This window comes from Pseudomonas sp. PDM22, assembly GCF_014851965.1.
GTDB lineage: Bacteria > Pseudomonadota > Gammaproteobacteria > Pseudomonadales > Pseudomonadaceae > Pseudomonas.
This window is the reverse complement of record NZ_JACVAR010000001.1, coordinates 65,667-89,117: the sequence shown is the minus strand read 5'-3', so window position 1 is coordinate 89,117 and position 23,451 is coordinate 65,667. Positions and strand designations below refer to the sequence as shown.

General features: G+C 66.2%; 24 protein-coding genes, 1 tRNA gene and 1 pseudogene. 13 read left to right on the top strand and 13 right to left on the bottom strand.

The features are described 5' to 3' along the window. Nucleotides 1-20: 20 nt before the first annotated feature. From IB255_RS00450 to IB255_RS00435, 4 genes are all read right to left on the bottom strand, one after another. Nucleotides 21-1,187, bottom strand: a complete 1,167-nt coding sequence (locus IB255_RS00450; protein WP_081519416.1) for an EAL domain-containing protein — start codon at nucleotides 1,185-1,187, stop codon at nucleotides 21-23. Nucleotides 1,188-1,269: 82 nt separating this feature from the next. Beyond that, entirely contained in the window at nucleotides 1,270-1,614 is a 345-nt protein-coding gene (locus IB255_RS00445; protein ID WP_081519417.1) for a hypothetical protein, read from the bottom strand. Then, the gene (locus tag IB255_RS00440) at nucleotides 1,611-1,991 is read right to left on the bottom strand and encodes a phage holin family protein (protein WP_139791629.1); all 381 of its coding nucleotides are present in this window, start codon (nucleotides 1,989-1,991) and stop codon (nucleotides 1,611-1,613) included. The genes IB255_RS00445 and IB255_RS00440 overlap by 4 nt, the downstream gene beginning before the upstream one ends. A gap of 15 nt (nucleotides 1,992-2,006) precedes the next feature. Further along, entirely contained in the window at nucleotides 2,007-2,324 is a 318-nt protein-coding gene (locus IB255_RS00435) for a DUF883 family protein (RefSeq protein WP_045211754.1), read from the bottom strand. 404 nt (nucleotides 2,325-2,728) lie between these two features. On the opposite strand from IB255_RS00435, the gene IB255_RS00430 reads away from it, so the two are divergent. Beyond that, complete coding sequence (locus IB255_RS00430) at nucleotides 2,729-3,937, top strand: ammonium transporter (protein ID WP_081519419.1); 1,209 nt, start codon at nucleotides 2,729-2,731, stop codon at nucleotides 3,935-3,937. Nucleotides 3,938-4,002: 65 nt separating this feature from the next. Here IB255_RS00430 and IB255_RS00425 read toward each other — a convergent pair whose 3' ends face one another. From IB255_RS00425 to IB255_RS00415, 3 genes are all read right to left on the bottom strand, one after another. Beyond that, nucleotides 4,003-5,274: an OprD family porin gene (locus tag IB255_RS00425; protein ID WP_081519420.1), complete on the bottom strand. Its 1,272-nt coding sequence runs from the start codon at nucleotides 5,272-5,274 to the stop codon at nucleotides 4,003-4,005. A gap of 177 nt (nucleotides 5,275-5,451) precedes the next feature. Next, nucleotides 5,452-6,318 carry an MBL fold metallo-hydrolase gene (locus tag IB255_RS00420; RefSeq protein WP_081519421.1) on the bottom strand — a complete coding sequence of 289 codons (867 nt, stop codon included), beginning with the start codon at nucleotides 6,316-6,318 and terminating at the stop codon, nucleotides 5,452-5,454. 71 nt (nucleotides 6,319-6,389) lie between these two features. Continuing rightward, nucleotides 6,390-6,986, bottom strand: coding sequence for a glutathione S-transferase family protein (locus IB255_RS00415; protein WP_081519422.1), 597 nt, complete (start codon nucleotides 6,984-6,986; stop codon nucleotides 6,390-6,392). A 181-nt stretch (nucleotides 6,987-7,167) separates the two neighbouring features. On the opposite strand from IB255_RS00415, the gene IB255_RS00410 reads away from it, so the two are divergent. From IB255_RS00410 to IB255_RS00400, 3 genes are read left to right on the top strand one after another with little or no spacing between them, the layout of a single operon-like run. Then, entirely contained in the window at nucleotides 7,168-7,725 is a 558-nt protein-coding gene (locus IB255_RS00410; protein WP_081519423.1) for a TetR/AcrR family transcriptional regulator, read from the top strand. Nucleotides 7,726-7,753: 28 nt separating this feature from the next. Beyond that, nucleotides 7,754-7,993: a glutaredoxin family protein gene (locus IB255_RS00405; RefSeq protein ID WP_081519424.1), complete on the top strand. Its 240-nt coding sequence runs from the start codon at nucleotides 7,754-7,756 to the stop codon at nucleotides 7,991-7,993. 52 nt (nucleotides 7,994-8,045) lie between these two features. After that, nucleotides 8,046-8,921: an NAD(P)-dependent oxidoreductase gene (locus IB255_RS00400; protein WP_081519425.1), complete on the top strand. Its 876-nt coding sequence runs from the start codon at nucleotides 8,046-8,048 to the stop codon at nucleotides 8,919-8,921. Between the two features lie 113 nt (nucleotides 8,922-9,034). Here the strand turns inward: IB255_RS00400 and IB255_RS00395 are convergent. From IB255_RS00395 to mobA, 3 genes are all read right to left on the bottom strand, one after another. Then, a tRNA-Pro gene (locus IB255_RS00395) sits at nucleotides 9,035-9,111 on the bottom strand. 143 nt (nucleotides 9,112-9,254) lie between these two features. Further along, complete coding sequence (locus IB255_RS00390) at nucleotides 9,255-9,476, bottom strand: YgdI/YgdR family lipoprotein (protein ID WP_081519426.1); 222 nt, start codon at nucleotides 9,474-9,476, stop codon at nucleotides 9,255-9,257. Nucleotides 9,477-9,567: 91 nt separating this feature from the next. Beyond that, the gene (gene mobA / locus IB255_RS00385) at nucleotides 9,568-10,155 is read right to left on the bottom strand and encodes a molybdenum cofactor guanylyltransferase MobA (protein WP_081519427.1); all 588 of its coding nucleotides are present in this window, start codon (nucleotides 10,153-10,155) and stop codon (nucleotides 9,568-9,570) included. 70 nt (nucleotides 10,156-10,225) lie between these two features. Between mobA and moaB the strand changes: the two genes are divergently transcribed. Both moaB and glp read left to right on the top strand, forming a co-directional pair. Then, nucleotides 10,226-10,765 carry a molybdenum cofactor biosynthesis protein B gene (moaB, locus tag IB255_RS00380; RefSeq protein WP_081519428.1) on the top strand — a complete coding sequence of 180 codons (540 nt, stop codon included), beginning with the start codon at nucleotides 10,226-10,228 and terminating at the stop codon, nucleotides 10,763-10,765. Next, nucleotides 10,762-11,976, top strand: coding sequence for a gephyrin-like molybdotransferase Glp (gene glp / locus IB255_RS00375; protein ID WP_081519429.1), 1,215 nt, complete (start codon nucleotides 10,762-10,764; stop codon nucleotides 11,974-11,976). Before moaB ends, glp begins: the two co-directional genes overlap by 4 nt. A 30-nt stretch (nucleotides 11,977-12,006) precedes the next feature. On the opposite strand, the gene IB255_RS00370 is transcribed toward glp, so the two are convergent. Next, complete coding sequence (locus IB255_RS00370) at nucleotides 12,007-13,035, bottom strand: AraC family transcriptional regulator (RefSeq protein ID WP_081519430.1); 1,029 nt, start codon at nucleotides 13,033-13,035, stop codon at nucleotides 12,007-12,009. 159 nt (nucleotides 13,036-13,194) lie between these two features. Here IB255_RS00370 and IB255_RS00365 point away from each other — a divergent pair, with 159 nt between their 5' ends. From IB255_RS00365 to IB255_RS00340, 7 genes and pseudogenes are all read left to right on the top strand, one after another. Further along, complete coding sequence (locus IB255_RS00365; RefSeq protein WP_192209699.1) at nucleotides 13,195-14,790, top strand: FAD-binding oxidoreductase; 1,596 nt, start codon at nucleotides 13,195-13,197, stop codon at nucleotides 14,788-14,790. A gap of 4 nt (nucleotides 14,791-14,794) precedes the next feature. Next, nucleotides 14,795-16,369 (top strand): glycerol-3-phosphate dehydrogenase/oxidase, encoded by a 1,575-nt coding sequence (locus IB255_RS00360; RefSeq protein ID WP_192209698.1) that lies wholly within the window; start codon nucleotides 14,795-14,797, stop codon nucleotides 16,367-16,369. A gap of 26 nt (nucleotides 16,370-16,395) precedes the next feature. After that, the gene (locus IB255_RS00355; RefSeq protein ID WP_192209697.1) at nucleotides 16,396-17,955 is read left to right on the top strand and encodes an FGGY-family carbohydrate kinase; all 1,560 of its coding nucleotides are present in this window, start codon (nucleotides 16,396-16,398) and stop codon (nucleotides 17,953-17,955) included. A gap of 79 nt (nucleotides 17,956-18,034) precedes the next feature. Continuing rightward, on the top strand, nucleotides 18,035-18,955 hold the full coding sequence (gene yegS, locus IB255_RS00350; RefSeq protein ID WP_192209696.1) for a lipid kinase YegS: 921 nt from the start codon (nucleotides 18,035-18,037) through the stop codon (nucleotides 18,953-18,955). Nucleotides 18,956-18,970: 15 nt separating this feature from the next. Next, nucleotides 18,971-19,114: pseudogene (locus IB255_RS31145) on the top strand (hypothetical protein); the annotation flags it as partial. Then, nucleotides 19,069-19,998, top strand: a complete 930-nt coding sequence (locus IB255_RS00345) for a chemotaxis protein CheV (protein ID WP_081519435.1) — start codon at nucleotides 19,069-19,071, stop codon at nucleotides 19,996-19,998. The pseudogene IB255_RS31145 and the gene IB255_RS00345, both read left to right, overlap by 46 nt. 178 nt (nucleotides 19,999-20,176) lie before the next feature. Then, nucleotides 20,177-20,986, top strand: coding sequence for an MOSC domain-containing protein (locus IB255_RS00340; RefSeq protein WP_192209695.1), 810 nt, complete (start codon nucleotides 20,177-20,179; stop codon nucleotides 20,984-20,986). A 45-nt stretch (nucleotides 20,987-21,031) separates the two neighbouring features. Here IB255_RS00340 and IB255_RS00335 read toward each other — a convergent pair whose 3' ends face one another. Together IB255_RS00335 and IB255_RS00330 are read right to left on the bottom strand one after the other, a co-directional pair. Then, a complete protein-coding gene (locus IB255_RS00335; RefSeq protein WP_151187753.1) occupies nucleotides 21,032-21,412 on the bottom strand; it encodes a lysozyme inhibitor LprI family protein in 381 nt (126 codons plus the stop codon). Between the two features lie 59 nt (nucleotides 21,413-21,471). Further along, nucleotides 21,472-23,397, bottom strand: a complete 1,926-nt coding sequence (locus IB255_RS00330) for a transglycosylase SLT domain-containing protein (protein ID WP_151187752.1) — start codon at nucleotides 23,395-23,397, stop codon at nucleotides 21,472-21,474. Nucleotides 23,398-23,451 lie beyond the last annotated feature (54 nt).

Genomic DNA, 23,451 nt, shown 5'->3' with positions numbered 1-23,451 from the left:
CGGCAATCTCAATCGCGGCGCTAGAGGCCTTCGGCGTCGATATCGATGAGCAGAAGGCGTCGGCCCTGGTCGATGAACTGGCCGGCGGTCATGCAGTACTGGTTGGTGGTGGCATCGCGATAAGTGTTGGAGAGTGTCAGGCGACGCTCTTCCCAGCCCTCGGCGAGCAACTGGTAGAAGTAGGGGCGCCAGGACCAGTTGTGGCCCAGGTAGCGGCGGTTCTCCTTCCAGAACAGGCCGTTCCATTCCAGGTTCGGCGAAGTCTGGGTGCCGTGGCGGTCGCACTGGTAAATGCGTAGCAGACGGCTGAAGGAATCCGGCGCCGGCGGCAGGCTACTGAGCATGGCACCGCCTTCGGCCCAGGGGCGCAGCATGTTCATCAGTTCGGAGAGTTGCTGGCGCAGTTGGATGAGGTTGGAGCGCTCCTGCAGCTTGCGATGCACATAGTGGTCGCGGCGCTGGGCGAAGGCTTCGCGGAAGGCGTCGCTGGCAGGGAACTCCAGAGCCGGTTTGGCGAACAGGAAGCCTTGCACGTAGCGTGCGCCGCACTCCAGGGCGAAGTCCATTTCCTCTTCGGTTTCCACGCCCTCGGCGATGATCCAGCAGCCCGTCTTCTCCGCCATCTGCGCCAGGGCCTTCACGACTTCGCCGCTGGGGCCACCGCGGGCGGCCTCCTGGAACAGGCGCATGTCCAGCTTGAGGATGTCCGGTTGCAGCGCCAGCACGCGGTCCAGTTGCGAATAGCCGGCGCCGAAGTCATCGATGGCAATGCGCGCGCCGGCATCGCGGTAGCGCGCGACCACTTCCGGCAGGCGCTGGTGGGCGCCGCCCAGCTCGGTGATCTCGAAGACCACTCGCTCCGGCGCTACACCTTGCTGCTGCAGTTGCTTGAGGCTGGGCAGCGGCTGGTTGGGGCGCAGGCGGCTGATCCAGCGCGGCGAGATGTTCAGGCTGAGGAACCAGTCCTTGGGCGCTTCATGGATGCGGGCAAGGGCGGCGTCGCGGATCTGCCGGTCGAGACGGCGCAGTTCGGCCAGGCCGACTCGCGGGTTGAAGAACAGCGGGCCGACCGATTGCAGATCACCGTTGTCCTGGCGCAACCGGCCCAGTGCTTCGACACCGGCGATCAGGCCGGTCGCGGTGTCGATGAAGGGCTGGAAGCAGGCGATGGGTTGCCCGTCGATCAAGGGACACATCCTTAGTGGCGTGACAGGGAAGCGCTCGCGCGCAGCTCACTGTCACTTAGCAAGAATGTGGCCAGTCTAGACGTCAGAGGTGCGTCGAGGGGGCGGGCGGGTCCTTGGGCTCGGGCTTGCTGCGCATCTGCAGGAGGATCGGCAGCAGGGCGATCCCTACGCGCAGCAGCCGCACCCAGCGGCGTTTGCGGCCGAACAGCAGGGCAAGGGCTGCGGCGCCGCCAGCGCCCCACAGCGGCGTGCCGCCGCCCAGGCCGCTGCGCAGGTTCTGGCCGAGATTGCGTGCCTGTTTCAGGGGTTGCAGCAGCAGTTCGCCTTCCTGGCGGATCTGCTGGCGCTGCATTTCCAGGCGCAGGCGGACGATCGCCTTGCGCAGTTCGGCGCGGGTCAGGTGGCGGGCGTCGGGCATTTCGCTCATGGCAACAGTCGCTCCCGGTCACGGGCCAGTTCTTCGAGGGTGGCGCTGAACGGCGAGCTTTCGTCGTTGACCAGCATATGCAGACGCCAGGCGCAGAACAGGCTGCCGCCGACATAGAAGAGGCACAGTCCGATGGCGGCCTGCAAACGGTAGCTGTCCCAGAACAGGATCAGCACCAGCACCGACAGGGCGACCAGCAGGAGCAGAGCGAAAACCAGCGCCAGGCCGGCCATCAGCAGCATCTGCACGGTGCGGGTCTTCTGCTCCTGCAGCTCGATGCCGAGCAGTTCGACGTGCCCGTGCAGCAGGCCGAGGACCGCGGCGCCGAAGCGCCGCGGGGAAGGGGAGTTGGCCGAGGACTTCGGCCCGGCGTCCATTCCATCGCTCATCGATCAGCGCCGGCTGACCAGCAGGCCGAGGAGGAAGCCGACACCGGCGGCGATACCTACGGCCTGCCACGGGTGATCACCGACATAGTCTTCGGTGGCGTCCACGGCGGCTTTGCCCTGGTCGCGCACGGAGTCCTTGGTGGAGTAGATGGCATCGCGGGCGCGCTTGAGGCTCTCATGGATCTGCGCGCGCATCTGGTCGGCTTCGGCGCCAGCCAGGTCGGCCGAGCTCTGCAGGAGTTTCTCGGTGTCGCTGACGAGGGCCTGGAATTCGGCCAGGAGTTCATCCTTGGCGGCGTTCACTGCGGTCTTGCGAGGCATGTGATGCTCCTTGTGCGGGTTGAGGTTCCTAGTTTTCGAGCCCCAGGGTCGCTGGAAAGTTTCTCATAAATTCATCATGGGGCCGCTCTCGCGTGCGAGTTGAAGCCTAGCCGCTGAATGCTGCTCCGGTGGTATGCCGCTTGCATTTCTCTGGTGCGCATGGAGAGCCGAGCGCCCCATGGCGGGGCGTTCCTGGTGTCTGAAACGGCCGGGAATATGAGCTCAAACCACTGAAAAACATAAGGAAGTACAAGAAATTGCGAAGCTGGTCGGATGGCTTGTGAGCCATGCTGGTTCAGCGCTCGGCTCCTCTGTGGTGCGCCGCTGCTTCAGTGTGGTGCGACGCAGGGTCGCCGCGAGCCGTTTTGGTGCTTTCCCCTTGACCTCCGGGGCTGCCTGTAGCGATGGAAAACCTCAATAGTGCCGTAGAGACGCTGGTCCACGGTTCCAACACGCTGTTCCTCCTGATGGGCGCGGTCATGGTGCTGGCCATGCACGCGGGTTTTGCCTTCCTGGAAGTGGGCACGGTGCGCCTGAAGAACCAGGTGAATGCCCTGTCGAAGATCCTCTCGGACTTCGCCATCTCGACCCTGGCCTATTTCTTCATCGGCTACTGGATCGCCTATGGCGTCACTTTTCTGCAGCCGGCGGCGACGCTGGCGCACGAAAACGGCTACGCGCTGGTGAAGTTCTTCTTCCTGCTGACCTTCGCCGCGGCGATCCCCGCGATCATTTCCGGCGGCATCGCCGAACGTGCCCGGTTCGGCCCGCAGTTGTGCGCTACGGCGCTGATCGTGGCCTTCGTCTATCCGTTCTTCGAGGGCTTGATCTGGAACGGCAATTTCGGCTTCCAGGCCTGGCTGAAGGCCGAATTCGGCGCTGCCTTCCATGATTTCGCCGGCTCCGTCGTGGTGCATGCCTTCGGCGGCTGGCTGGCGCTGGCGGCGGTGGTTCTGCTGGGGCAGCGTAATGGCCGGTACCGCGAGGGGCGATTGGTCGCTTTCGCGCCGTCGAACATTCCGTTCCTGGCGGCGGGTTCGTGGATTCTCATTGTCGGCTGGTTCGGCTTCAACGTCATGAGTGCGCAGTCGCTGGCGGGCGCGAGTGGATTGGTGGCAGTGAACTCTTTGCTGGCGATGGTCGGCGGCACCGTGGCGTCGCTGCTGGTCGGTCGCAATGACCCGGGCTTCCTGCACAACGGCCCTCTGGCCGGACTGGTGGCGGTCTGCGCTGGTTCCGACCTGATGCACCCCATCGGCGCCCTGGCCACCGGCATGCTGGCCGGCGCGCTGTTCGTCTGGGCGTTCACCGCGACCCAGGTACGCTGGAAGATCGACGACGTGTTGGGCGTCTGGCCGCTGCACGGCCTGTGCGGCGCCTGGGGCGGCATTGCCTGCGGCATCTTTGGTCAGCAGGCGCTGGGCGGATTGGGTGGGGTCAGCCTGGCCAGCCAGGCGATCGGCACGCTGCTCGGTGTGGCGGTGGCTTTCGCCGGAGGCCTGCTGGTGTACGGCCTGGTGAAGGCGGCTGTGGGCATCCGCCTGACGAAGGAAGAGGAGTACTACGGCGCCGACCTGTCGATCCATAAGATCGGAGCGCTCAGCCAGGACTGATTGCTCCATGGTGAGGCAAAGAAAAAGCCCGGCAGATGCCGGGCTTTTTCGTCACGCCGCGAGGGTTACCAGAGCGGCATGGTGTAGCTGACGATCAGACGGTTCTCGTCGTAATCGTTGGTGTAGTTGGTGCGCATGGTCGCGTTGCGCCACTTCACGCCGAGGTTCTTCAGCGGGCCGTCCTGGAAGACGTAGGCGATGTCGGTGTCGCGTTCCCATTCCTTGCCTTCGCCGTCGGTGGTGATCAGGTCGATGTTGTCGCCTTTCACGTAGCGGGTCATGAAGGTCAGGCCGGGGATGCCGAGGCCGGCGAAGTTGTAGTCGTAGCGCGCCTGCCAGGACTTCTCGTCCTTGTTGGCGAAGTCGCCGATCTGGATGTAGTTCACCAGGTAGGGGTCGGTGCCGTTGATGTAGGCGAAGCCGGTGTCGCCGCTCATCTTCTGGTAGCCGAGGCCGAAGGCGTGGTAGCCCAGGGCATAGGTGAACATGGCGTTGAGCGCCTTGTTGTCGACGTTGCTGCCGCCATCGTCATCGGACTTGGCCCAGCGGATGTCGGACTTCAGCGATTGCTTGTCGGCGATCGGCAGCACATGGATCAGGCCCAGGTAGTGCTGTTTGTAGATGTCTTCCAGGCCGCCGTAGTGGTAGCTGGTGCTCAGGCTGTCGGTCCACTTGTAGGTGAGGCCGCCAAACAGGAACTTGTTGGAGGTGAGGCTATCGCCGAGCTTGATGTTGCGCTTGCCGCCGCCGGTGATGGTCATGTCCTCGTAGTCCGAGGAATCGCGCTGGTTGACCTGGTACAGGCGACCGCCGTCGACGGTCAGGCCGTCAAGCTCAGCGGAGTTCAGGGCGAAGCCGCTGAAGGTCTGCGGCAGCAGGCGGGTGTCGTTGAACTGCACCACCGGCATCTTCGGCATCAGGGTGCCGCCCTTCAGGGTCGTCTTGGACGCACGCAGCTTGGCGGTAACGCCCAGGTCGCCGTAGCTGTCCTCGGCGCGCTTGTCGCTGGAGGAGCGCTGCAGCAGTCCGGTGCCGCTGCGGTCAGGTGACGAATCGAGTTTCAGGCCCAGGGTGCCCAGGGCGTCGACGCCGACACCGATGGTGCCGTCGGTGTAACCCGACTCATATTTGAGGATGAAACCCTGGGCCCATTCCTCGGCCTTGTTCTGGGCAGGGGCCGGGCTGTCCTGGCGGAAGTCGCGGTTGAAGTAGAAGTTACGCAGTTCGACGGTGGCCTTGCTGTCCTTGATGAAGTCAGCGTGGGCGAGTGTCGGAAGGATAAAGCTGGTACCCAGCGCGGCCAAAGCCACGGCACGGGCGATCGGGGTCTTGCTCATTGTTATTGTCTCCTCGAGCGCTTGGGGCAGTTTGATGATGCCGACTGGATCAGGGTCGGCATGTCAATCTGTTACAGCCTATCTACTAAATCATTACCGAATGTTGACGACTCTTAGACCTTAGTCGCTGATTAGTAAGCTGGCTATTGAAGCGCTGGGCGGCGGCGGGCGTGGCTTTCACTGAATCCAGTGGGGGTAGTAGCCGAGTTTGTCCTGCACCTGGGCATCGTGGGCGGGGACAACGGTGAGCTTTGGATAGGCAAGCATCAGTTCGTGGACGCGGGCCACTTCGGCCAGCGTCTGGTCGCGGTTGCTGTCCACCAGTTTGCGGCTGACCCAGAACTTCTCGCGGGGGCCGGTGAAGCCGGACAGGCGCCAGGTGGTGTCGCCGCTGAAGAAGTAGCGCCGGCCGTCGTCGAGGGTGATGAACAGCCCCACCGCGCCCGGCGTATGGCCGCTCATGGGCACCAGGACCAGGCTGCCGTCGCCGAACAGGTCGAGGCTGCGGTCGTAGCTCAGGAAGGGGCCGGAATCGAACTGGAAGGGCACCCATTTCACCGGATGGCGGAACTGGCTGGGGAACACTGCCGGCGGTTGGGCGATATGGGCGTAGTTGATCTCGTCATAGGTCGCCCAGACCGGGACTTCCGGGAAGTCCGACAGCGCCGAGGCGTGGTCCCAGTGCGCATGGGACAGGATGATCCGATCGATGGAAATACCACTGCCCTGCAATTGCTCGTGTGCCGGTTTCAGACCTTCGTACTGGAACAGAGGCTTGTCCCACCAGGGCATGTCCTGCTTGAACTGTGCGTCCGCCTGGCTGCCCAGGCCGGTGTCGAACAACAAGGTGGCCGCGTGGTGCTGGATCAGCACAGCGGTGTGGTTCATCGGGACTTTCTCGGTCCAGTTGCCGCCGGCCACGGTGAACGCATCCAGGGTGGTGACGCCGGAGGTGCGGATCAACGAGAAGCGCAGGTCGGCGGCCTGGACGCTCAGGCAAGAGAGGGCGAACAGTCCGGCCAGCAGCAGGGATGGCAGACGCATCGGAGTTTCCTTTTCGGTGAGCGGAGGGGCGCGCCGCCGTGCAAGCGGCGGCGTGGCCAGTCAGAAGAAAATCAGAAGGCGGGTTGCGCGACGTAACCGGGCAGGGCGCGCACGCGGGCCAGCCAGTCCTGCACATAGGGATAGCCGGATGGCTCCAGACCACCTTCCGTCGCCAGGGTGACGTAGGGGTAGACGGCAATGTCGGCGATGCTCGGCTTGTCCGTCTGCGCCAGCCAGCGGTGGTCGGCCAAAGTAGCGTCCAGCAACTCCAGTGCGTGGCGGCCCTTGGCCTGCGCGGCGGCCAGGTCGCCGGGGCGCTTGAACAGCTGGATCACCCGCGCCATCGCCAGGCCGTGCTGCACCTCGTTGGCCGAGAAGCTCAGCCAGTTGGCAATGCGCCCCTGGGTGAAGGCGTCCTGCGGGTACCAGTGCGGCTCGGCGTACTGCCGGGCGAGGTAGGCGAGGATGGCGTGGGAATCGCCCAGGCGCAGTTCGCCATCCTCCAGCGCCGGCACCTGGCCGCGCGGGTTGATCGCCAGGAAGGCCGGGCGCTTGTGCGCGCCGGCCATCAGGTCCACCGGCAGCAGCTCGGCCTTCTGGCCAATAAGACCGAGGAACAGGCGAACCTTGTAGCAGTTACCGGAAAGCGCGACGTCATGGAGTTTCATGGCGGGAGTCCTTTGCGATGTTGTTGTGGGACGGCTGCGGTGGAGTGGTGGAATAGATATTAGACAGACAGGTCTGTATAGTTCAAGCGAAATGACCGTCCGCTAATCGACCTGGCGCTGCCGCTCTCGCTCCCCACGGGCGCCGAGCCTCGCGCATAATGTCCGGTCAGGAGGTAATGCCATGGCATCCAGCAAACGCGAGCTGCTGCTCGCCACCGCCCAGGATCTGTTCTACCGCGAGGGCTATCACGCCACCGGTATCGACCGCATCCTCGCCGAGTCGGGCGTCGCGAAGATGACGCTGTACAAGCACTTCAAGTCCAAGGACGAGCTGATCATGGCGGCGCTGGAAGAGCGCCACGCCCGCATGGTCGAACGTATGGAAGTCGCCGAACGCATCCTCGCGCCACGCGAGGCGATCCTGGCGGTCTTCGACGGCCTGCAGGAAGTGCTCAACGGCTCGGACTTCTGCGGCTGTGCCTTCATCCATGCCGCCGGCGAATTCCACGACCGCGAACACCCCATCCACCAGCAGGCCGCCGAGCACAAGGCCTTCCTTGGCCGCTTCTTCGCGGCCCAGCTGTTGCACCTGGGGGCGCCGGAGCCGGAAGCCCTGGCGCGTCAGCTGCAGTACCTGCTCGAAGGCGTACTGGTGATGGCGCACATGCAGGGCCCGGCGCAGCAGGGGCGAGAAGCCCGCGCCGTGGCCGACACGCTGCTCAAACATGCCGGAGTCTGAACCCATGTCGCCAACCCAGGAGCCCACCATGCCCCCGGAATGCCAGCTCTTCGGCACCCTTGGCTGCCATCTCTGCGAAGTGGCCGAGGCGGTGCTGATGCCCTTCGTCGAACACGGCCTGCTGGTCGAACTGGTGGATATCGCCGACCGCGAGGAATGGGTCGAGCAATACGGCCTGAGCATTCCCGTGCTGCGTCGCTGCGATTCCGGCGCAGAGCTCAACTGGCCCTTCGACGCCGCACAGGTCGCCGCTTTCCTCGGCTGCTGAAGATTTCGGCGGCTTTCCCTCTCCTCAATCAACCGATGCGAGGCGCATTGCAATGAAGATCGGATTTCTCGGACTGGGCGGCATGGGTGCTGCCATGGCTGCCAACCTCATCCAGGCCGGCCACCATGTCGTCGTGTGGAACCGCTCGCCCGGCGCCGCCGAGCCGCTGGTGGAACTGGGCGCGATCGCCGCTGCCACCCCTGTGCAGGCGTTCGATGTCGAGCTGGTGATCTCCATGCTGGCCGACGATGCCTCCACCCGCGCCGTGCTGCTCGACAGCGGTGCCCTGGCATCGGCCAGGGCCGGCCTGGTGCACTTGAGCATGGCCACGCTGTCCACCGCCTTCGTCGGTGAGCTGATCGAGCTGCACCGCGAGCAGGGCGTTGAGTTCGTCGCCGCGCCGGTATTCGGGCGCACGGATGTCGCCGCCGCCGGCAAGCTAAACATCCTGGTGGCCGGCCCCGAGGCTGCCATCGCCAAGGCGCAGCCGGTGCTCGACGTGCTGGGGCAGAAGACCTGGCCGCTGGGCGACGACCCGCTGCGCGCGGTCGCGGTGAAGATCGCCGGCAACTTCATGATCGCCAGCGCCATCGAGGCGATGGGGGAGAGTGCGGCGCTGGTGAAGACCTACGGCGTCGCGCCGGGCGAGTTCATGGAAATCATGGGCAACACGCTGTTCAACGCGCCGGTCTACCGCAACTACGGCGCGCAGATCGCCGAGCAGCGTTTCGATCCGGCCGGCTTCCGCCTGGTGCTGGGGCTCAAGGATGTTGGCCTGGCGCTGTCGGCCGGGCATGAGCAGCGCGTGCCGCTGCCACTCGCCAGCCTTCTGCGTGACAATCTGCTCGAAGCCATCGCACACGGTGATGGCGAGCGGGACTGGAGCGCCCTGTCGCAGGTCGCGCTGCGCAAGTCCGGTCAGCTCTGATTCGCCCATGAAAAAGCCCGTCCTGGTGGACGGGCTTTTTTGTGCCTGTGACTACTTCTGGGGAAAAATCGCAGGCAATAAAAAACCCGCCGTTAGGCGGGTTTTTCGGGATTTGGTCGGAGCGACTGGATTCGAACCAGCGACCTTCTCGTCCCGAACGAGACGCGCTACCAAGCTGCGCTACGCTCCGTTTGATGGCGCGCATTCTACCGAAAAACTTTTGATGCACAAGGGGTTAGCGAAAAATATTTGAAAAATCTTTTCGCCCCCGTGAAAACGCCAACGCCCCGCAGACCGCTCAGGGCCTACGGGGCGTTTTCACCGCCGGGCGAATCAGAGGTCCTTGACGGTCCGTACCTGATCCTTGTTCACGCGGGCGGTTTTGCCATCCAGCTGTTCGAACTCATAGAAGCCGGATTCTTCGTCGTACTTGGGTTTGTCGACCGACTGAATCTCGCGTCCATCGTTCAGGGTGATGACGGACGGAGTGGAGCAACCAGCGAGCACGCTAAAGCCCAGGGCGAGCAGGAAGGCGGGAAGCATCCGTTTGTTCATGGGTGAATCTCCTGATGAGCGAACAAAAAAGTACGAAAAGTCTGACCGGGTGCCTTGCAGCATAGTTCCCGGAAAATTTTCGACTCTGTCGCTATCGGGCGCGATAGAGCAGCTCCGGGGTGTTCAGATTGGCCAGTCGCGGGTCGTCGGCCGGGCAATCCACCGCCTGCAGGCCGAGGTTCGAGAAAACATGGCGCGGGCTGCGGTCGCCCTGGTTCCAGGCTTCCTCTATCTGGGCGCGCAGCGCCACCGGGATGATGCTGAACAGCGGTTCCCACTGCGTGCCGCAGCGCAGCATGTGCACGACGTCCGGCGCTGCGGCCGATGCGCGCAGCAGGCGCTCAAGCAGGTCGGCGTCCAGCAGTGGCGCATCGCAGGGCAGTACCAACAGGTGGGTATGGTGCGCGCTGACCAGGCCCGCGCGGATGCCGGCGAGCGGGCCGGGGAAGTCCGCACTGTCGTCCTGTACCAGACGGTCGGCGAAGCCGGCGTAGACGTCCGCGTTGCGGTTGCAGGAGATGATCAGGTCGTCGCTGAAAGGGCGGGCGAGGGCGGCGGCGTAGCTCACCAGCGGGCGGCCCTGCCACTCCAGCAGGCCCTTGTCCTGGCCGCCCATGCGCTGGCCGCGTCCTCCGGCGAGAATCAGGACGGAACAGAGGGGCAGCGGGGCTTGTGGCATGTCAGGGTCTCCGGGGCGGGCCTGTGATATAACACCGCGCATTCCAACCTCACAAGCAAGGGCCCTCATCATGAGCCACAAGGCCGAGCAGCCATTCGTCCCGCTGAACATCGCCGTCCTCACCGTCAGCGACACCCGCACCCTGGAAACCGACACCTCCGGCCAGCTGTTCGTCGACCGCCTGAAGGCTGCCGGCCATAACCTGGCCGCCCGCGTCCTGCTCAAGGATGACCTCTACCGCATCCGCGCCCAGGTCGCGACCTGGATCGCCGAGGACGAAGTGCAGGTCGTGCTGGTGACCGGCGGCACCGGCTTCACCGGCCGCGACAGCACCCCGGAGGCCGTGACCTGCCTGCTGGACAAGGTGGTGGACGGTTTCGGCGAGCTGTTCCGGCAGATTTCCGTGGCCGATATCGGCACCTCCACCGTGCAGTCCCGCGCGCTGGCCGGCCTGTCCAATGGCACGCTGGTCTGCTGCCTGCCGGGCTCCACCAACGCCTGCCGCACCGCCTGGGACGGCATCCTCGGCGAGCAACTGGACGCCAGCCACCGCCCGTGCAACTTCGTGCCGCACCTGAAGAAGGCGGCGCCCTGCGAGAGCCGCGGATGAGCTGCTGCGACAAGCCGGGACTGCTCCCGGTCGAGGACGCCTTGGCGCGCCTGCTGAGCCTGGCGGAACAGTCGCCGATCCTCGATACCGAAGCCCTGCCGCTGAGCGAAGCGGACGGCCGCGTGCTCGCTGGGCCGCTGCTCGCCGGGCTGGACCTGCCGCCGTGGCCGAACAGCGCCATGGACGGCTATGCACTGCGCCAGGCCGACTGGCAGGGCGAGCCGCTGTCGGTCAGCCAGAAGATCTTCGCCGGGCAGGCGGGCGAGCCGCTGCTGACGGGCACCTGCGTGCGCATCTTTACCGGCGCACCGGTGCCTGACGGCGCCGATTGCGTCGAGATGCAGGAAAACGTCGAGGTGCTGGAAGACGGCCGCGTGCGTTTCCTCGAAGCGCTCAAGGTAGGTCAGCACGTACGCCCGCAAGGCCAGGAAACCCGCAAGGGCGACTGTGTGCTGCCGGCCGGCACGCGCCTGGGCCCGATCGAGATCGGCCTGGCCGCATCGCTCGGCCAGGCCGAGCTGACTGTGCGTCGTCGTCCGCGCGTGGCGCTGCTGTCGACCGGCGATGAGCTGGTGGAGCCGGGCAAGCCGCTGGCGCTGGGGCAGATCTACAACAGCAACCGCCATCTGCTGCGCACCTGGCTGCAGCGCTTCGGTTGTGAGGTGGTGGACGCCGGTATCCTCCCGGACGACCTGGAGCGCACCCGTGCGGCCCTGTCCGGCCTGTCCGACGTGGACCTGATCCTTTCCACCGGCGGCGTCTCCGTCGGCGAGGCGGACTTCCTCGGTGCGGCCCTGCGTGAAGCCGGCGAGCTGGCGCTGTGGAAGCTGGCGATCAAGCCGGGCAAGCCGCTGACCGTCGGCCATTACCAGCAGGTGCCGGTGATCGGCCTGCCGGGCAATCCTGCCTCCACCCTGGTGACCTTCGCGCTGCTGGCGCGGCCGTACCTGATGCGTCGCCTCGGCATGCAGAAGGTCGAGCCGCTGCGCCTGCAGGTGCCGGCTGGGTTCAACTGGACCAAGCCGGGCAACCGCCGCGAGTACCTGCGCGCGCGCCTGGAGAATGGCCGTGCGGTGCCTTACGCCAACCAGAGCTCCGGTGTGCTGCGCAGCGCCGCCTGGGCCGAGGGGCTGGCGGAAGTGCGGGAGGGGGCGACGCTGGCCGAAGGCGATTGGCTGACCTTCATTCCGTTCAGCGAACTGCTGGACTGAGCGCCAGGAACGCAATGAAAAACGCCGGTCTCAGACCGGCGTTTTTTTATGCTGCTGGCGATACTCGCCGGGCGTCTGGTCGGTCCAGCCCTTGAAGCTGCGGTGGAACGAGCGCGACTCGGTGAAGCCCAGGTACTGGGCGATGTCCTGGATCGGCAGGTCGCTGTGCACCAGGTAATGCTCGGCCAGTTCCTGGCGCAGTTCATCGAGGATCTGCTGGTAGCTGGTGCCGGCCTGCTGCAGGTGGCGCTGCAGGGTGCGCACGGTCATCTCGAAGCGCTCGGCGACGCGCTCCTTGCGCGGCAGGCCGTCCTTGAGCAGCAGGCGCAGGGCGTTCTTCACCCGCAGCGGCAGCGGCTCGTCGTCGTCCAGTTCGGCCATCAGCGCCAGGGCGTGCTCTTCCAGGGTGCGCAGCAGGTTGGCGTCGGCCTGGCGCAGCGGGTAGCTGAGCAACTGCAGGGGCACCAGCAGGGCGCTGAAGGGTTGTTCGAAGCGCACCGGGCAGCCGAACAGCTGCTCGTATTCGGCGACGTCGGCGCCCTCGGGCTGCGCGTGTTCGAACCAGACTTCCTGCGGCGAGCCGTTGGTGTCGGCGATCCAGCGCGCATAAAGCAGCCAGGAAGCCAGTACGTTTTCCACCATGTGCCGGCGGATCTGCGCGGCCTCGTGGCGGCAGTTCCAGATCAGCTTGATGTGGCCTTCGCCTGGCTCCAGGCGGCTGACGCCCATGTCGCCGACCAGCTTCTCGTAGGGAATGATGCGGCCCATGGCCTCGCCCAGGTTGGCGCAGTTCATGGTGATGTAGCCCAGCACGCTCCACGAGCCCGGTTGCACGAAGCGTGCGGAATGCAGGCCGAACAATGGATCGCCCGAGTGCGCGCACAGGTGCTGCAGCAGGCGCTCGTGGGCCTCGCTGGGCAGGCGCTGGCTGTTGTCGCTCAGTTGCGAGCGTTCCAGGCCCGCCGCCTGGAGGGCGATGTCCAGGTCCATGCCGAGAGACTCGGCGTGGCGCAGGTATTTCAGCAGTGCGGGGACGGATGTATAGCCGAGGGAATGCATGGCGTGAGTTCTTGTTCTTCGGTGTCTCGATCGGCAACTGCGCCTGTCTTGATCCGACAGTGACAGGGCAGGGCGGCTGGCTAGTATAGGCAGCCATCAAGCGGCACCGAAATAGCAATCGAATTAGCGGGTTCAGACCCTGAACAAGAAGGAGCGGGCATGCGACGCTGGAACGGCTGGGGTGAAGAAACGACGGTGGTGGAATTGCCCGGCAACGGGCGTGATTTTCTCGCCGAACTGGTTGGCCCCGGCCTGACGCTGCCGGACGCGACGCTGGAGCAGGTGCTGGCCAAGGTGCCGGCCTCGCGCCTGCCCGAGCATCCGCTGGTGGTGCGCGAGGCCCGCGACCGCCTGCTGCACGCCCGTGGCCAGAGCCTGCCGGACTGGCTGGCGATGCGCGAAGGCGAGTTCGGCGTGTTCCCCGATGGCGTGGCCTACCCGCAGACCGCCGAGCAGATCCGCGAACTGCTGAAGTTCGCCGAGCTCTGGGACTGCCTGGTGATCCCCTACGGTGGCGGCACCTCGGTGGCCGGCCACATCAACCCGCCAACCTCCGACAAGGCGGTGCTCACCGTTTCCCTGGAGCACATGAACCGCCTGCAGGAGCTGGACGAGCAGAGCCTGATCGCCACCTTCGGCCCCGGCGCCAACGGCCCGCAGGTGGAAAGCCAGCTGCGCGCCCGTGGCTATACCCTGGGCCACTTCCCGCAGTCCTGGGAGCTCTCCACCCTCGGTGGCTGGGTCGCCAGCCGCTCCAGCGGTCAGCAATCGCTGCGCTACGGGCGCATCGAGCAACTGTTCGCCGGCGGCACCCTGGAAACCTTCGCCGGCAGCCTGGACATCCCGACCTTCCCGGCATCCTCCGCCGGCCCCGACCTGCGCGAAGTGGTGATGGGCTCCGAAGGCCGCTTCGGCATTCTGTCGTCGGTGAAGGTGCGGGTCACGCGCATCGCCGAGGACGAGCGCTTCTACGCGGTGTTCCTGCCGTCGTGGGAGCAGGCGCTGGAAGGCATCCGTACCCTGGTGCAGGCGCGTGTACCGCTGTCCATGCTGCGTCTGTCCAACGCCGTGGAAACCACCACCCAGCTCGCGCTGGCCGGTCATCCGGGGCAGATCGCCTGGCTGGAGCGCTACCTGAAGCTGCGCGGTGCGGCCGAGGGCAAGTGCATGCTGACCTTTGGCGTCACCGGCGACCGTGCCCAGAACGCGACTTCGCTGCGGGCCGCGCGGCGCATTCTCAAGGGCTTCGGCGGCGTGTTCACCGGCACCCTGCTGGGCAAGAAATGGGCGCAGAACCGCTTCCGCTTCCCCTACCTGCGCGAGGCGCTATGGGAGAACGGCTACGCGGTCGACACCCTGGAAACCGCCACCGACTGGTCCAACGTCGACAGCCTGTTGAACCGCATCGAAGCCAGCCTGCGCGATGGCCTGGCTGCCGAGGGCGAGCGTGTGCACGTGTTCACTCACCTGTCCCACGTCTACGGCGAAGGCTCGAGCATCTACACCACCTACGTGTTCCGCCCGGCGGCCAGCTACGCGGAAACCCACGAGCGCTGGCGCAAGCTCAAGCACGCCGCCAGCCAGACCATCGCCAACAATCGCGGCACCATCAGCCACCAGCACGGCGTGGGCAAGGACCACGCTCCCTATCTGCCGGTGGAGAAGGGCCCGCTGGGCATGGCCGCGATCAAGGCGCTGGCCGGGCATTTCGACCCGTCCGGCCGGTTGAACCCCGGCACTCTGCTGCAGGACTGAGCCCATGGGCTGGAATGCGACGTGGCGCGCCAAGGCGCTGCCGGAGCTGGCGGAGCGCGACTGGGACCTGATCGTGGTCGGCGGCGGCATCACCGGTGCCGGCATCCTCCGTGAAGCCGCGCGGCGCGGCTGGCGCTGCCTGCTGGTCGAGCAGCGCGACTTCGCCTGGGGCACCTCCAGTCGCTCATCGAAGATGGTCCATGGCGGCCTGCGCTACATCGCCAAGGGCCAGTTCGGCCTGACCCGCGACTCAGTGCGCGAGCGCCAGCGTCTGCTGGGCGAGGCGCCGGGGCTGGTCGATCCGCTGAGCTTCATCATGCCGCACTACCAGGGCGGCTTCCCCGGCCCGCGCGTGTTCGGCACGCTGCTGTCGCTTTACGACGCGTTGGCGGGGCGGCGCAATCATCTGTTCTATCGCCTGGAAGAGCTGCGTTACCTAGCGCCGGGCTTGAGGGAAGATCGCCTGCTCGGCGGCACGCGCTTCCAGGACGCAGTCACCGACGACGCACGCCTGGTGATGCGCGTGCTCGGAGAGGCTCGCGCTGAAGGCGGCGAAGCGCTGAACGGCCTGAAAGTGATCGAGCTGGATCGCCGCGACGGTCGAGTGCAGGGGTTGGTCGCCGAGGACAGCGAGAGTGGCGAACGCTTCACTTTCCGTGCGCGCGCCGTTGCCCTGGCCACCGGCGCCTGGGCCGATGCCTTGCGGCAGAAACACAGTAGCGAGCACATCCGCCCGCTGCGCGGCAGTCACCTGTTGCTGCCGGCCTGGCGCCTGCCGGTTGCCCACGCCTTCAGCTTCATGCACGGGCAGGACAAACGCCCGGTGTTCGTCTTCCCCTGGGAAGGCGCGACCGTGGTCGGCACCACCGACCTCGATCACCGCGACACACTGGACGACGACACAGCCATCAGCCGCGAGGAAGTGGATTACCTGCTGGCGGCCTGTGCGCAGCAGTTTCCGTCGGCACAGATCAGCGCGGCAGACGTGCGCTCCACCTGGGCCGGCGTGCGCCCGGTGGTCAGCGATGGCGCACCGTCGCTCAAGCCCTCGGATGAAAAGCGCGAACATGCGCTGTGGGTCGAGCCCGGCTGCGTAACCCTGGCCGGCGGCAAGCTCACGACCTTCCGCCTGCTGGCGCTGGAGGTGCTCGCCGCCTGCGCACCGATGCTGGAGCGCTCGCTGGAGGCGGCGGGAGAACAGGTCTTCGAACCTGTCGACGCAGTGGATCTGCCCGGGCTGACTCCGCCGCAACAGACCCGTCTGCGCGGTCGTCATGGCCGCGCATTGCCGGAGCTGGCGCGGGTACTGAAAACCGTGGGCAGCGAGTGCATCGGCCATACCGATTCACTCTGGGCCGAACTGGCCTGGGCGGCGGAAGGCGAGTTGGTGCTGCACCTGGACGACCTGCTGCTGCGCCGTACCCGCGTTGGCCTGCTGCTGGCCGACGGCGGCGCCCACGAGCTGCCGAGAATTCGCGCGCTGTGCCAGCCACGCCTGGGCTGGGACGACCCGCGCTGGAAACGTGAAGAACAGGACTATCTGGCGCTGTGGCGTCGCTGCTACAGCCTTCCAATCTGACCGACGTCTCATTGACCAAGAGCCCCATGGATAACAAGAACTACCTGCTGGCCATCGACAACGGCACCCAGAGCGTGCGCGCGCTACTCTTCGATCTCCAGGGCAACCTGGTGGGCAAGGGCAAGGTCGAGCTGGAAGCCTATTTTTCCTCGCAGCCCGGCTGGGCCGAACAGCACCCGGACTACTACTGGGAACAGTTGGGCGAAGCCTGCAAGCGGCTGTGGGCCAGCGTGGACATTGACCGCAGCCGCATCTGTGGCGTCTCGCTGACGACCCAGCGCGGCACGGTGATCCACGTCGACCGGGCCGGCCAGGCCCTGCGCCCGGCGATCATCTGGCTGGACCAGCGCCGCGCCGAACTGGAAGGGTCGATCAAGGGGCCCTGGGGCTGGCTGTTCAAGCTGGTGGGCGCGCAGGGCGCAGTGGATTACTTCCGCACCCAGGCCGAAGTGAACTGGGTCGCCCAGCAGCAGCCGGACATCCACCAGCGCACGCACAAGGTGCTGCTGCTCTCCGGCTTCCTCACCCAGCGCCTGTGCGGGCGCTACGTGGACTCGGTGGCCTGCAGCGTTGCCTACCTGCCGTTCGACTACAAGAAACTGCAATGGGCCGCGCCGCGCGACTGGAAATGGCAGGTGCTGGACGTGCGCCGCGAGCAGCTTCCGGAGCTGTTCAAGCCGGGCGAGAAGCTCGGTGAGATCACTGCCGAGGCCAGCCGCTTGACCGGGATTCCCGAAGGCCTGCCGCTGATCGCCGCCGGCGCCGACAAGGCCTGCGAGGTGCTCGGCGCGGGCGCCATCGATCCGACTGTGGCCTGCCTGTCCTACGGCACCACCGCGACCATCAACACCACCCGCTCGCGCTACCTGGAGACCATTCCGCTGATCCCGCCGTACCCGGCGGCGATTCCCGATCACTTCAACACCGAGGTGATGATCTACCGCGGCTTCTGGATGGTCAGCTGGTTCAAGCGCGAGTTCGGCCTGCGCGAGATGCAGCGTGCGCAGGAACTGGGCGTCGAGCCGGAGAAGCTGTTCGACGAACTGGTCAACAGCGTGCCCGCCGGCTCCATGGGCCTGATGCTGCAACCCTACTGGACGCCGGGCATCCGCGAGCCGGGGCTGGAGGCCAAGGGCTCGATCATCGGTTTTGGCGATGTGCACACCCGCGCGCACATCTATCGCGCCATCCTCGAAGGCCTGGCGTATGCGCTGCGCCAGGGCAAGGAGCGCATCGAGAAACGCTCCGGCACCCGCATCCAGCGCCTGCGCGTGGCCGGGGGCGGTTCGCAGAGTGACGCAGCGATGCAGCTCACCGCCGACATCTTCGGCCTGCCGGCAGAGCGCCCGCACGTCTACGAGGCATCCGGCCTGGGCGCGGCCATCGATTGCGCGGTGGGGCTGGGGCTCTATCCGGACTTCACCAGCGCCATCGCCGCCATGACCCGCGTCGGCGAGGTCTTCCACCCGAGCCCCGAGGCGCAGCGCACCTACGAGCGGCTGTACAGCGAGGTCTACCAGCGCATGTACAAGCAGCTCAAGCCGCTGTACCAGAGCATCCGGGAGATCACCGGCTATCCGGCCTGAGCGGCAAATCAAGTGGGAGGAATTCCCCTCGCGCTAGTCTGAGTCCATATCCGATGGACTCACCGGGAGGAAACCCGCCATGACGCAACCCAAGGCCCTGCTGATCCTGCATGGCAAGCAAGCCGCCAACGACGAGGTGCGCGCCGCCGTGCTGGCCACGCGCGAGGCGGGTCGGGCGCTGGATGTCAGGGTGACCTGGGAGGGCGGCGACGCCCGGCGGCTGGTGGAGGAGGGGCTGGCGGCGGGCTACACGACGCTGATCGCCGGCGGCGGCGACGGCACCGTGCGCGATGTCGCCGAGGCGCTGGCCCAGGCCGGCGGCAAGGCCAGCCTGGCAATCCTGCCGCTGGGTACCGCCAATGATTTCGCCCGCGCCGCCGGCGTGCCGCTGGAGCCGGCCGCCGCGCTGGCGCTGCTGGACGTGCCGGCACGGCCCATCGACCTGGGCGAAGTGGATGGGCAGATGTTCCTCAACATGGCGACCGGTGGCTTCGGCTCGAAAGTCACGGCCAACACCCCGGAAGACCTGAAGAAGCTGCTCGGCGGCGCGGCCTATCTGCTCACCGGGCTGACGCGTTTCTCCGAGGTGCACGCGGCGCAGGGGCGATTCACCGGGCCGGACTTCAGTTGGGAAGGCGAGTTCCTTGCTCTGGGCATCGGCAACGGTCGCCAGGCAGGTGGCGGGCACGTGCTCTGCCCGCAGGCGACAGCGGACGACGGGCTGCTGGATGTGAGCATCCTGCCGACCCCGCAGGACATGGTCGGCACGCTCGGCGCCCTGCTCGGCAGCGGTTTCGGCACCCAGGATGTGTTTATCCGCGCGCGGGTGCCCTGGGTCGAGGTGGAGGCTCGCGAGGGGCTGGACGTCAACCTCGATGGCGAGCCGCTGGAGGGCCGCAAGCTGCGCTTCGAGGTGCGCCCGGCGGCGCTCTCGATGCACCTGCCGGCGGATTCGCCGCTGCTCTCGGCCACTGGGCGGCTCTGCACGCCGAAGGGCTGATCGGTCTGGCCCGGACCGGGCAAGTCGTGCATGATGGCGCACGGCCAGTATCTTGTTCCGCAAGATGCGGCCGATAGCGTTCCCGCACGACTCATTCCGAATCTGGAGCAGGTATGGCCGGTATTCTCGACACTGTCGATCAACGCACCCAACTGGTAGGCGAGAACCGCCTGGAAATCCTGGTCTTCCGCCTGGCCGGGCGGCAGCAGTTCGCGATCAACGTGTTCAAGGTGCAGGAGGTGCTGCAGCTGCCGCGCCTGACCCTGATCCCGCAGCGCCACCCGATGATCTGCGGGGTGATCAACCTGCGCGGCCAGACTCTGCCGGTGATCGACCTGTCGCGCGCCATCGGCATGCGCGCGCTGACTCCGGATGCCAGCAGCACCATCATCGTCACCGAGTACAACCGCTCGGTGCAGGCCTTCCTGGTGGGCGGGGTGGAGCGCATCCTCAACCTCAACTGGGAGTCGATCCAGCCGCCGCCCGGTGGCGCCGGCCGCCAGCATTACCTGACGGCGATCACCAAGGTGGAAGACCGCCTGGTGGAGATCATCGACGTGGAAAAGGTGCTGGCCGAGATCGTGCCGATGAACACCCGCGTCTCCAGTGACCGCTTGGACGACAAGCTGCTCAGCCAGACCCGTGGTCGCGAAGTGCTGGTGGTGGATGACTCCAGCGTCGCCATTTCCCAGCTGCGCGACACGCTCGGCCAGCTCGGCCTGCGCCTGCATGTGGCCACTGACGGCCTGCGTGCGCTGCAGCAGCTCAAGCGCTGGGCCGACGAAGGCCACGACATGGAAGACAAGCTGCTGATGGTCTTCACCGACGCCGAGATGCCGGAGATGGATGGCTACCGGCTGACCACCGAGATCCGCAACGACCCGCGCCTGCGTGACCTCTACGTGGTGCTGCACACCTCGCTGTCGGGCAGCTTCAACGATGCCATGGTGAAGAAGGTCGGCTGCGACGACTTCCTCTCCAAATTCCAGCCGGACCAGTTGGTGGAAGTGGTGCGTCGTCGGCTGCAGAAAGTCCCTGCCTGATCGCAATGCCTGACCGTCGGCCTTGCCGACGGTTCGCGGGCATGGCCCGCTCCCGCAGGGTGAGCCCCGCGTCGCTTTCGTAGGATTGGGCCATGCCCGCGACAAATGCGCCCCCATTGCTAGACGCCCGTCCCACGCCGTATAAGGTCGCTTCCGTCTGCATGAAAGGAAGCTTCCGATGTACAGCCTGAGCGAGCTCTACCGCTACCCGGTCAAGTCCACCGCCTACGAGCCCCTGGAGTCCGTCCGCCTGGACTCCCTGGGCCTGGAAGGGGATCGACGCTGGATGGTGGTGGAGGCGTCCAATGGCCGCTTCCTGACCCAGCGCCTGCTGCCGCAGATGGGGCGCATCGAGGCGCGCTGGCAGGATGACTTCCATGGTCTGCGCCTGCGTGCGCCGGGAGCGCAAGATATCTTCGTGTCAGTGCCTGAAAGCGACGCCAACCTGCGCGGCGTGCTGATCTGGCGCGACATGCTGCAAGTGCCGGACGCCGGCGATGAGGCGGCACAGTGGCTGAGCAGCTTCCTCGGCCGCGACGTGCGCCTGGTGCAGATGCCCGAGCAGCGCGCGCGCCAGGTGGATACCGCCTACGCCGAACCCGGTGAGCACGTGCATTTCGCCGATGGCTTCCCGCTGCTGCTGATCGGCCAGGGTTCGCTGGATGATCTGTCGGCCAAGGTCGGTCGCCCGCTGGAGATGCTGCGATTCCGCCCGAACCTGGTGGTCACCGGCGCCGAACCCTTCGCCGAAGACGGCTGGAAACGCATCCGCATCGGCGACGTCACCTTCAAGGTGGCCAAGCCCTGCTCGCGCTGCATCCTTACCACCATCGACCCGCACACCGGCGAGCGCGATGCCGCCCGCGAGCCGCTGGCGACCCTGCTGGGCTATCGCAACGTCAATGGCGAGGCTCTGTTCGGCCAGAATCTGCTGGCGGAGAACCGTGGCGAGCTGAAACTGGGCATGCCGGTGGAAGTGCTGGAATGACGCTGAGGCGGCGCGCCCGGACGGGCGCGCCGGTTGACGCGGGATTTACAGCTTGCTGTCGACGCAACCGGTGCTCTGGCACTCGCGCTCACGCTCGCGCAGCACGACCAGGCGCTCGTTGGTCTTGTCCACGGCACACTGCAGGTTGACGAAATAGCCGCCGTCGCGCTCGTAGCTGCACTGGGCGTCGCGGTCCTTGATCCAGGCGATCTGGCTCTTCTTCAGTGCGGCCTTCTGGCCGTCGTTGAGCATCTTGCGCAGGGTGCCGAATTCATTGTTCAGCTCGCGGTCCACCTGGGCGTATTCGGTGCTCAGGCAGTACACGCTGTCGAAGGCGTTGCGCGGTTTCTCGCAGGCGGCGAGGGCCAGATCGGCACTGAGCAGGCCGGCGGCCAGGACGGTGAGGGAGAGGAGCGACTGGCGCATGGAATTTCCTTTTCCTTGAGGGGATGAAGACCGCCCGGCGGTGCCGGGCGGGGGAGGGATCAGAGCTCGTCGAAGAAGCGTTCGTGCCAGTCGACGATGGGTTGCGGCGCGTTGAGCTTCTGCCCGTAGATCACCGCGTAGGACAGCACGTTCTGCACGTAGGAGCGGGTCTCGTCGAACGGAATGGTCTCGACCCAGACGTCGAAGGCCAGGTGACGCGCATCCTTCAGCCACTGGCGCACACGGCCGGGGCCGGCGTTGTAGGCGGCGGTGGCGAGCACACGGTTGCCGTTGAACTGGCCGTGCACCTGGCTCAGGTAGGCGGCGCCGAGCTGGATGTTCACGTCCGGCACGATCAGTTGCTGCTGCGAAGCCAGCGGGATGCCGAACTTGCGCGAGGTTTCCTTGGCGGTGGCCGGCATCAGTTGCATCAGCCCGGTGGCACCGACGCCGGAGCGCGCATCGGACATGAAGGCGCTTTCCTGGCGGGTGATGGCGAACACCCAGCTGGAGTGCAGGCCGCGATTGCGCGCCTCGCGCACCAGGGTGTTGCGGTAGGCCATGGGGAAGCGGATATCGAGGTCGTCCCAGTACTTCGCCTGGCTGATCGCGCGGATCGCCGGGAAGTACCACTGCATGTCGTAGGCGATCTTCGCCTGGGCCAGCAGCTCGTCGTGGCTCAGGTGGCGGGCAGCGTGGTACCACTCGCGGCGGGCGTTGATGATCTCGCCACGGGCGTAGAACTCCAGGGCGCGGCGGGTGCTCGGTGCGTTGCGCACGCGCTGCATAGTCCCGGCATCGGGCGAAACAGGTCGATTGTTCAACTGGTAGGGGGCGTTGATCCGGTCGGCGGCGAGGAAACCGTAGAAATCACGCTCGCCGGCAACCGGCTGGTACAGGCTGATGGCCTGCTTGTTCTGCGGCTGCGCCAGTTGCAGCGAGCGAGCCTGCCAGTATTTCCAGCGGTTGGTCTCGGCCAGCGACGGCGGCAGGGCGCGGGTCAGTTCGTAGGCTTCTTCCCAGCGGCCCAGGCGCAGCAGCAGACGCAGGCGCCATTCGGTGACGGTGTCGTCGCGCAGTTGCGGGTCGTACTTGACCATCATCGGCAGCGCGCGCGGGTCATAGCGGCGCGCCAGGCTCAGGCCGATCTCGCGGGCGATGGAGACTTTCTCGTCGCTGGAGAAGGGCAGCACCGAGCTGTAGTAGTCGAGCAGGCTGATGGCCTTTTCCGGATCCTGCTTGGCCAGGCGGCGCAGGCCCAGGCCGACGACGTCGGCGGTGGCGTGGTCGCGGGCGCCGAAGCGGGTGGTCTGGCTCAGCTGCGCAGGGTTCTGCGCCACATTGACCATCAGCGCGCCCTGGCTGCCGAGGGTCGGCAGGCGCTTGGAGAGCACCGTGGCGAGGCTGTAGTTGCCTTTCTCGGCGGCCAGCTTCAGGCGCTTCCAGACCTTTTCCTCGGTGAGCTGGCCGTCGGCCTGCCACAGGGCGAAGGTCGTGTCGCAGGCATCGGGCTGCGGCTTGCCGACCAGCCAGAGCTTCTCGGCGGTGGCGTAGCCGTCGGCCTTGTTGCCGTGGCCCAGCTGGTACTGGCCATAGAGGCAGTCCAGCTCGGTGAAGTTCATCTTCGGGTCGTAATAACGGACGAAGGTGTTCCAGTCGCCGCGATCCGCGAGCTGGCGCATCCAGCGCAGCTTCAGCCAGTTGATCTGCGGCAGGTCGCCGTGCTGCTCGATGAAGCGCTCGATCTCGGCGTTGCTGGCGCTTTTCAGGCGGTTGGTCAGCTCGTCGTAGGCCAGGTACGGCTGCAGCGGATAATCGGCCAGTGCCGATTGGTAGCTGAAGTACGGGCCGCTGTCGCCGCGTGCCAGGGCCTTCTGCGCCTCGTCGTACATCTGGCGCTGCTGGGGCAGGGACGCTGCGTTGGCTGTCGAAGCGGACAGGCTGAGGATCAGGCAGGAAAACAGTGAGAAAAGGCGACCGCGCATGGCTCTTCCGGGAAGATGATCGGTGGGCGCTGGATGGCGCGCGCCCGCTGCCGG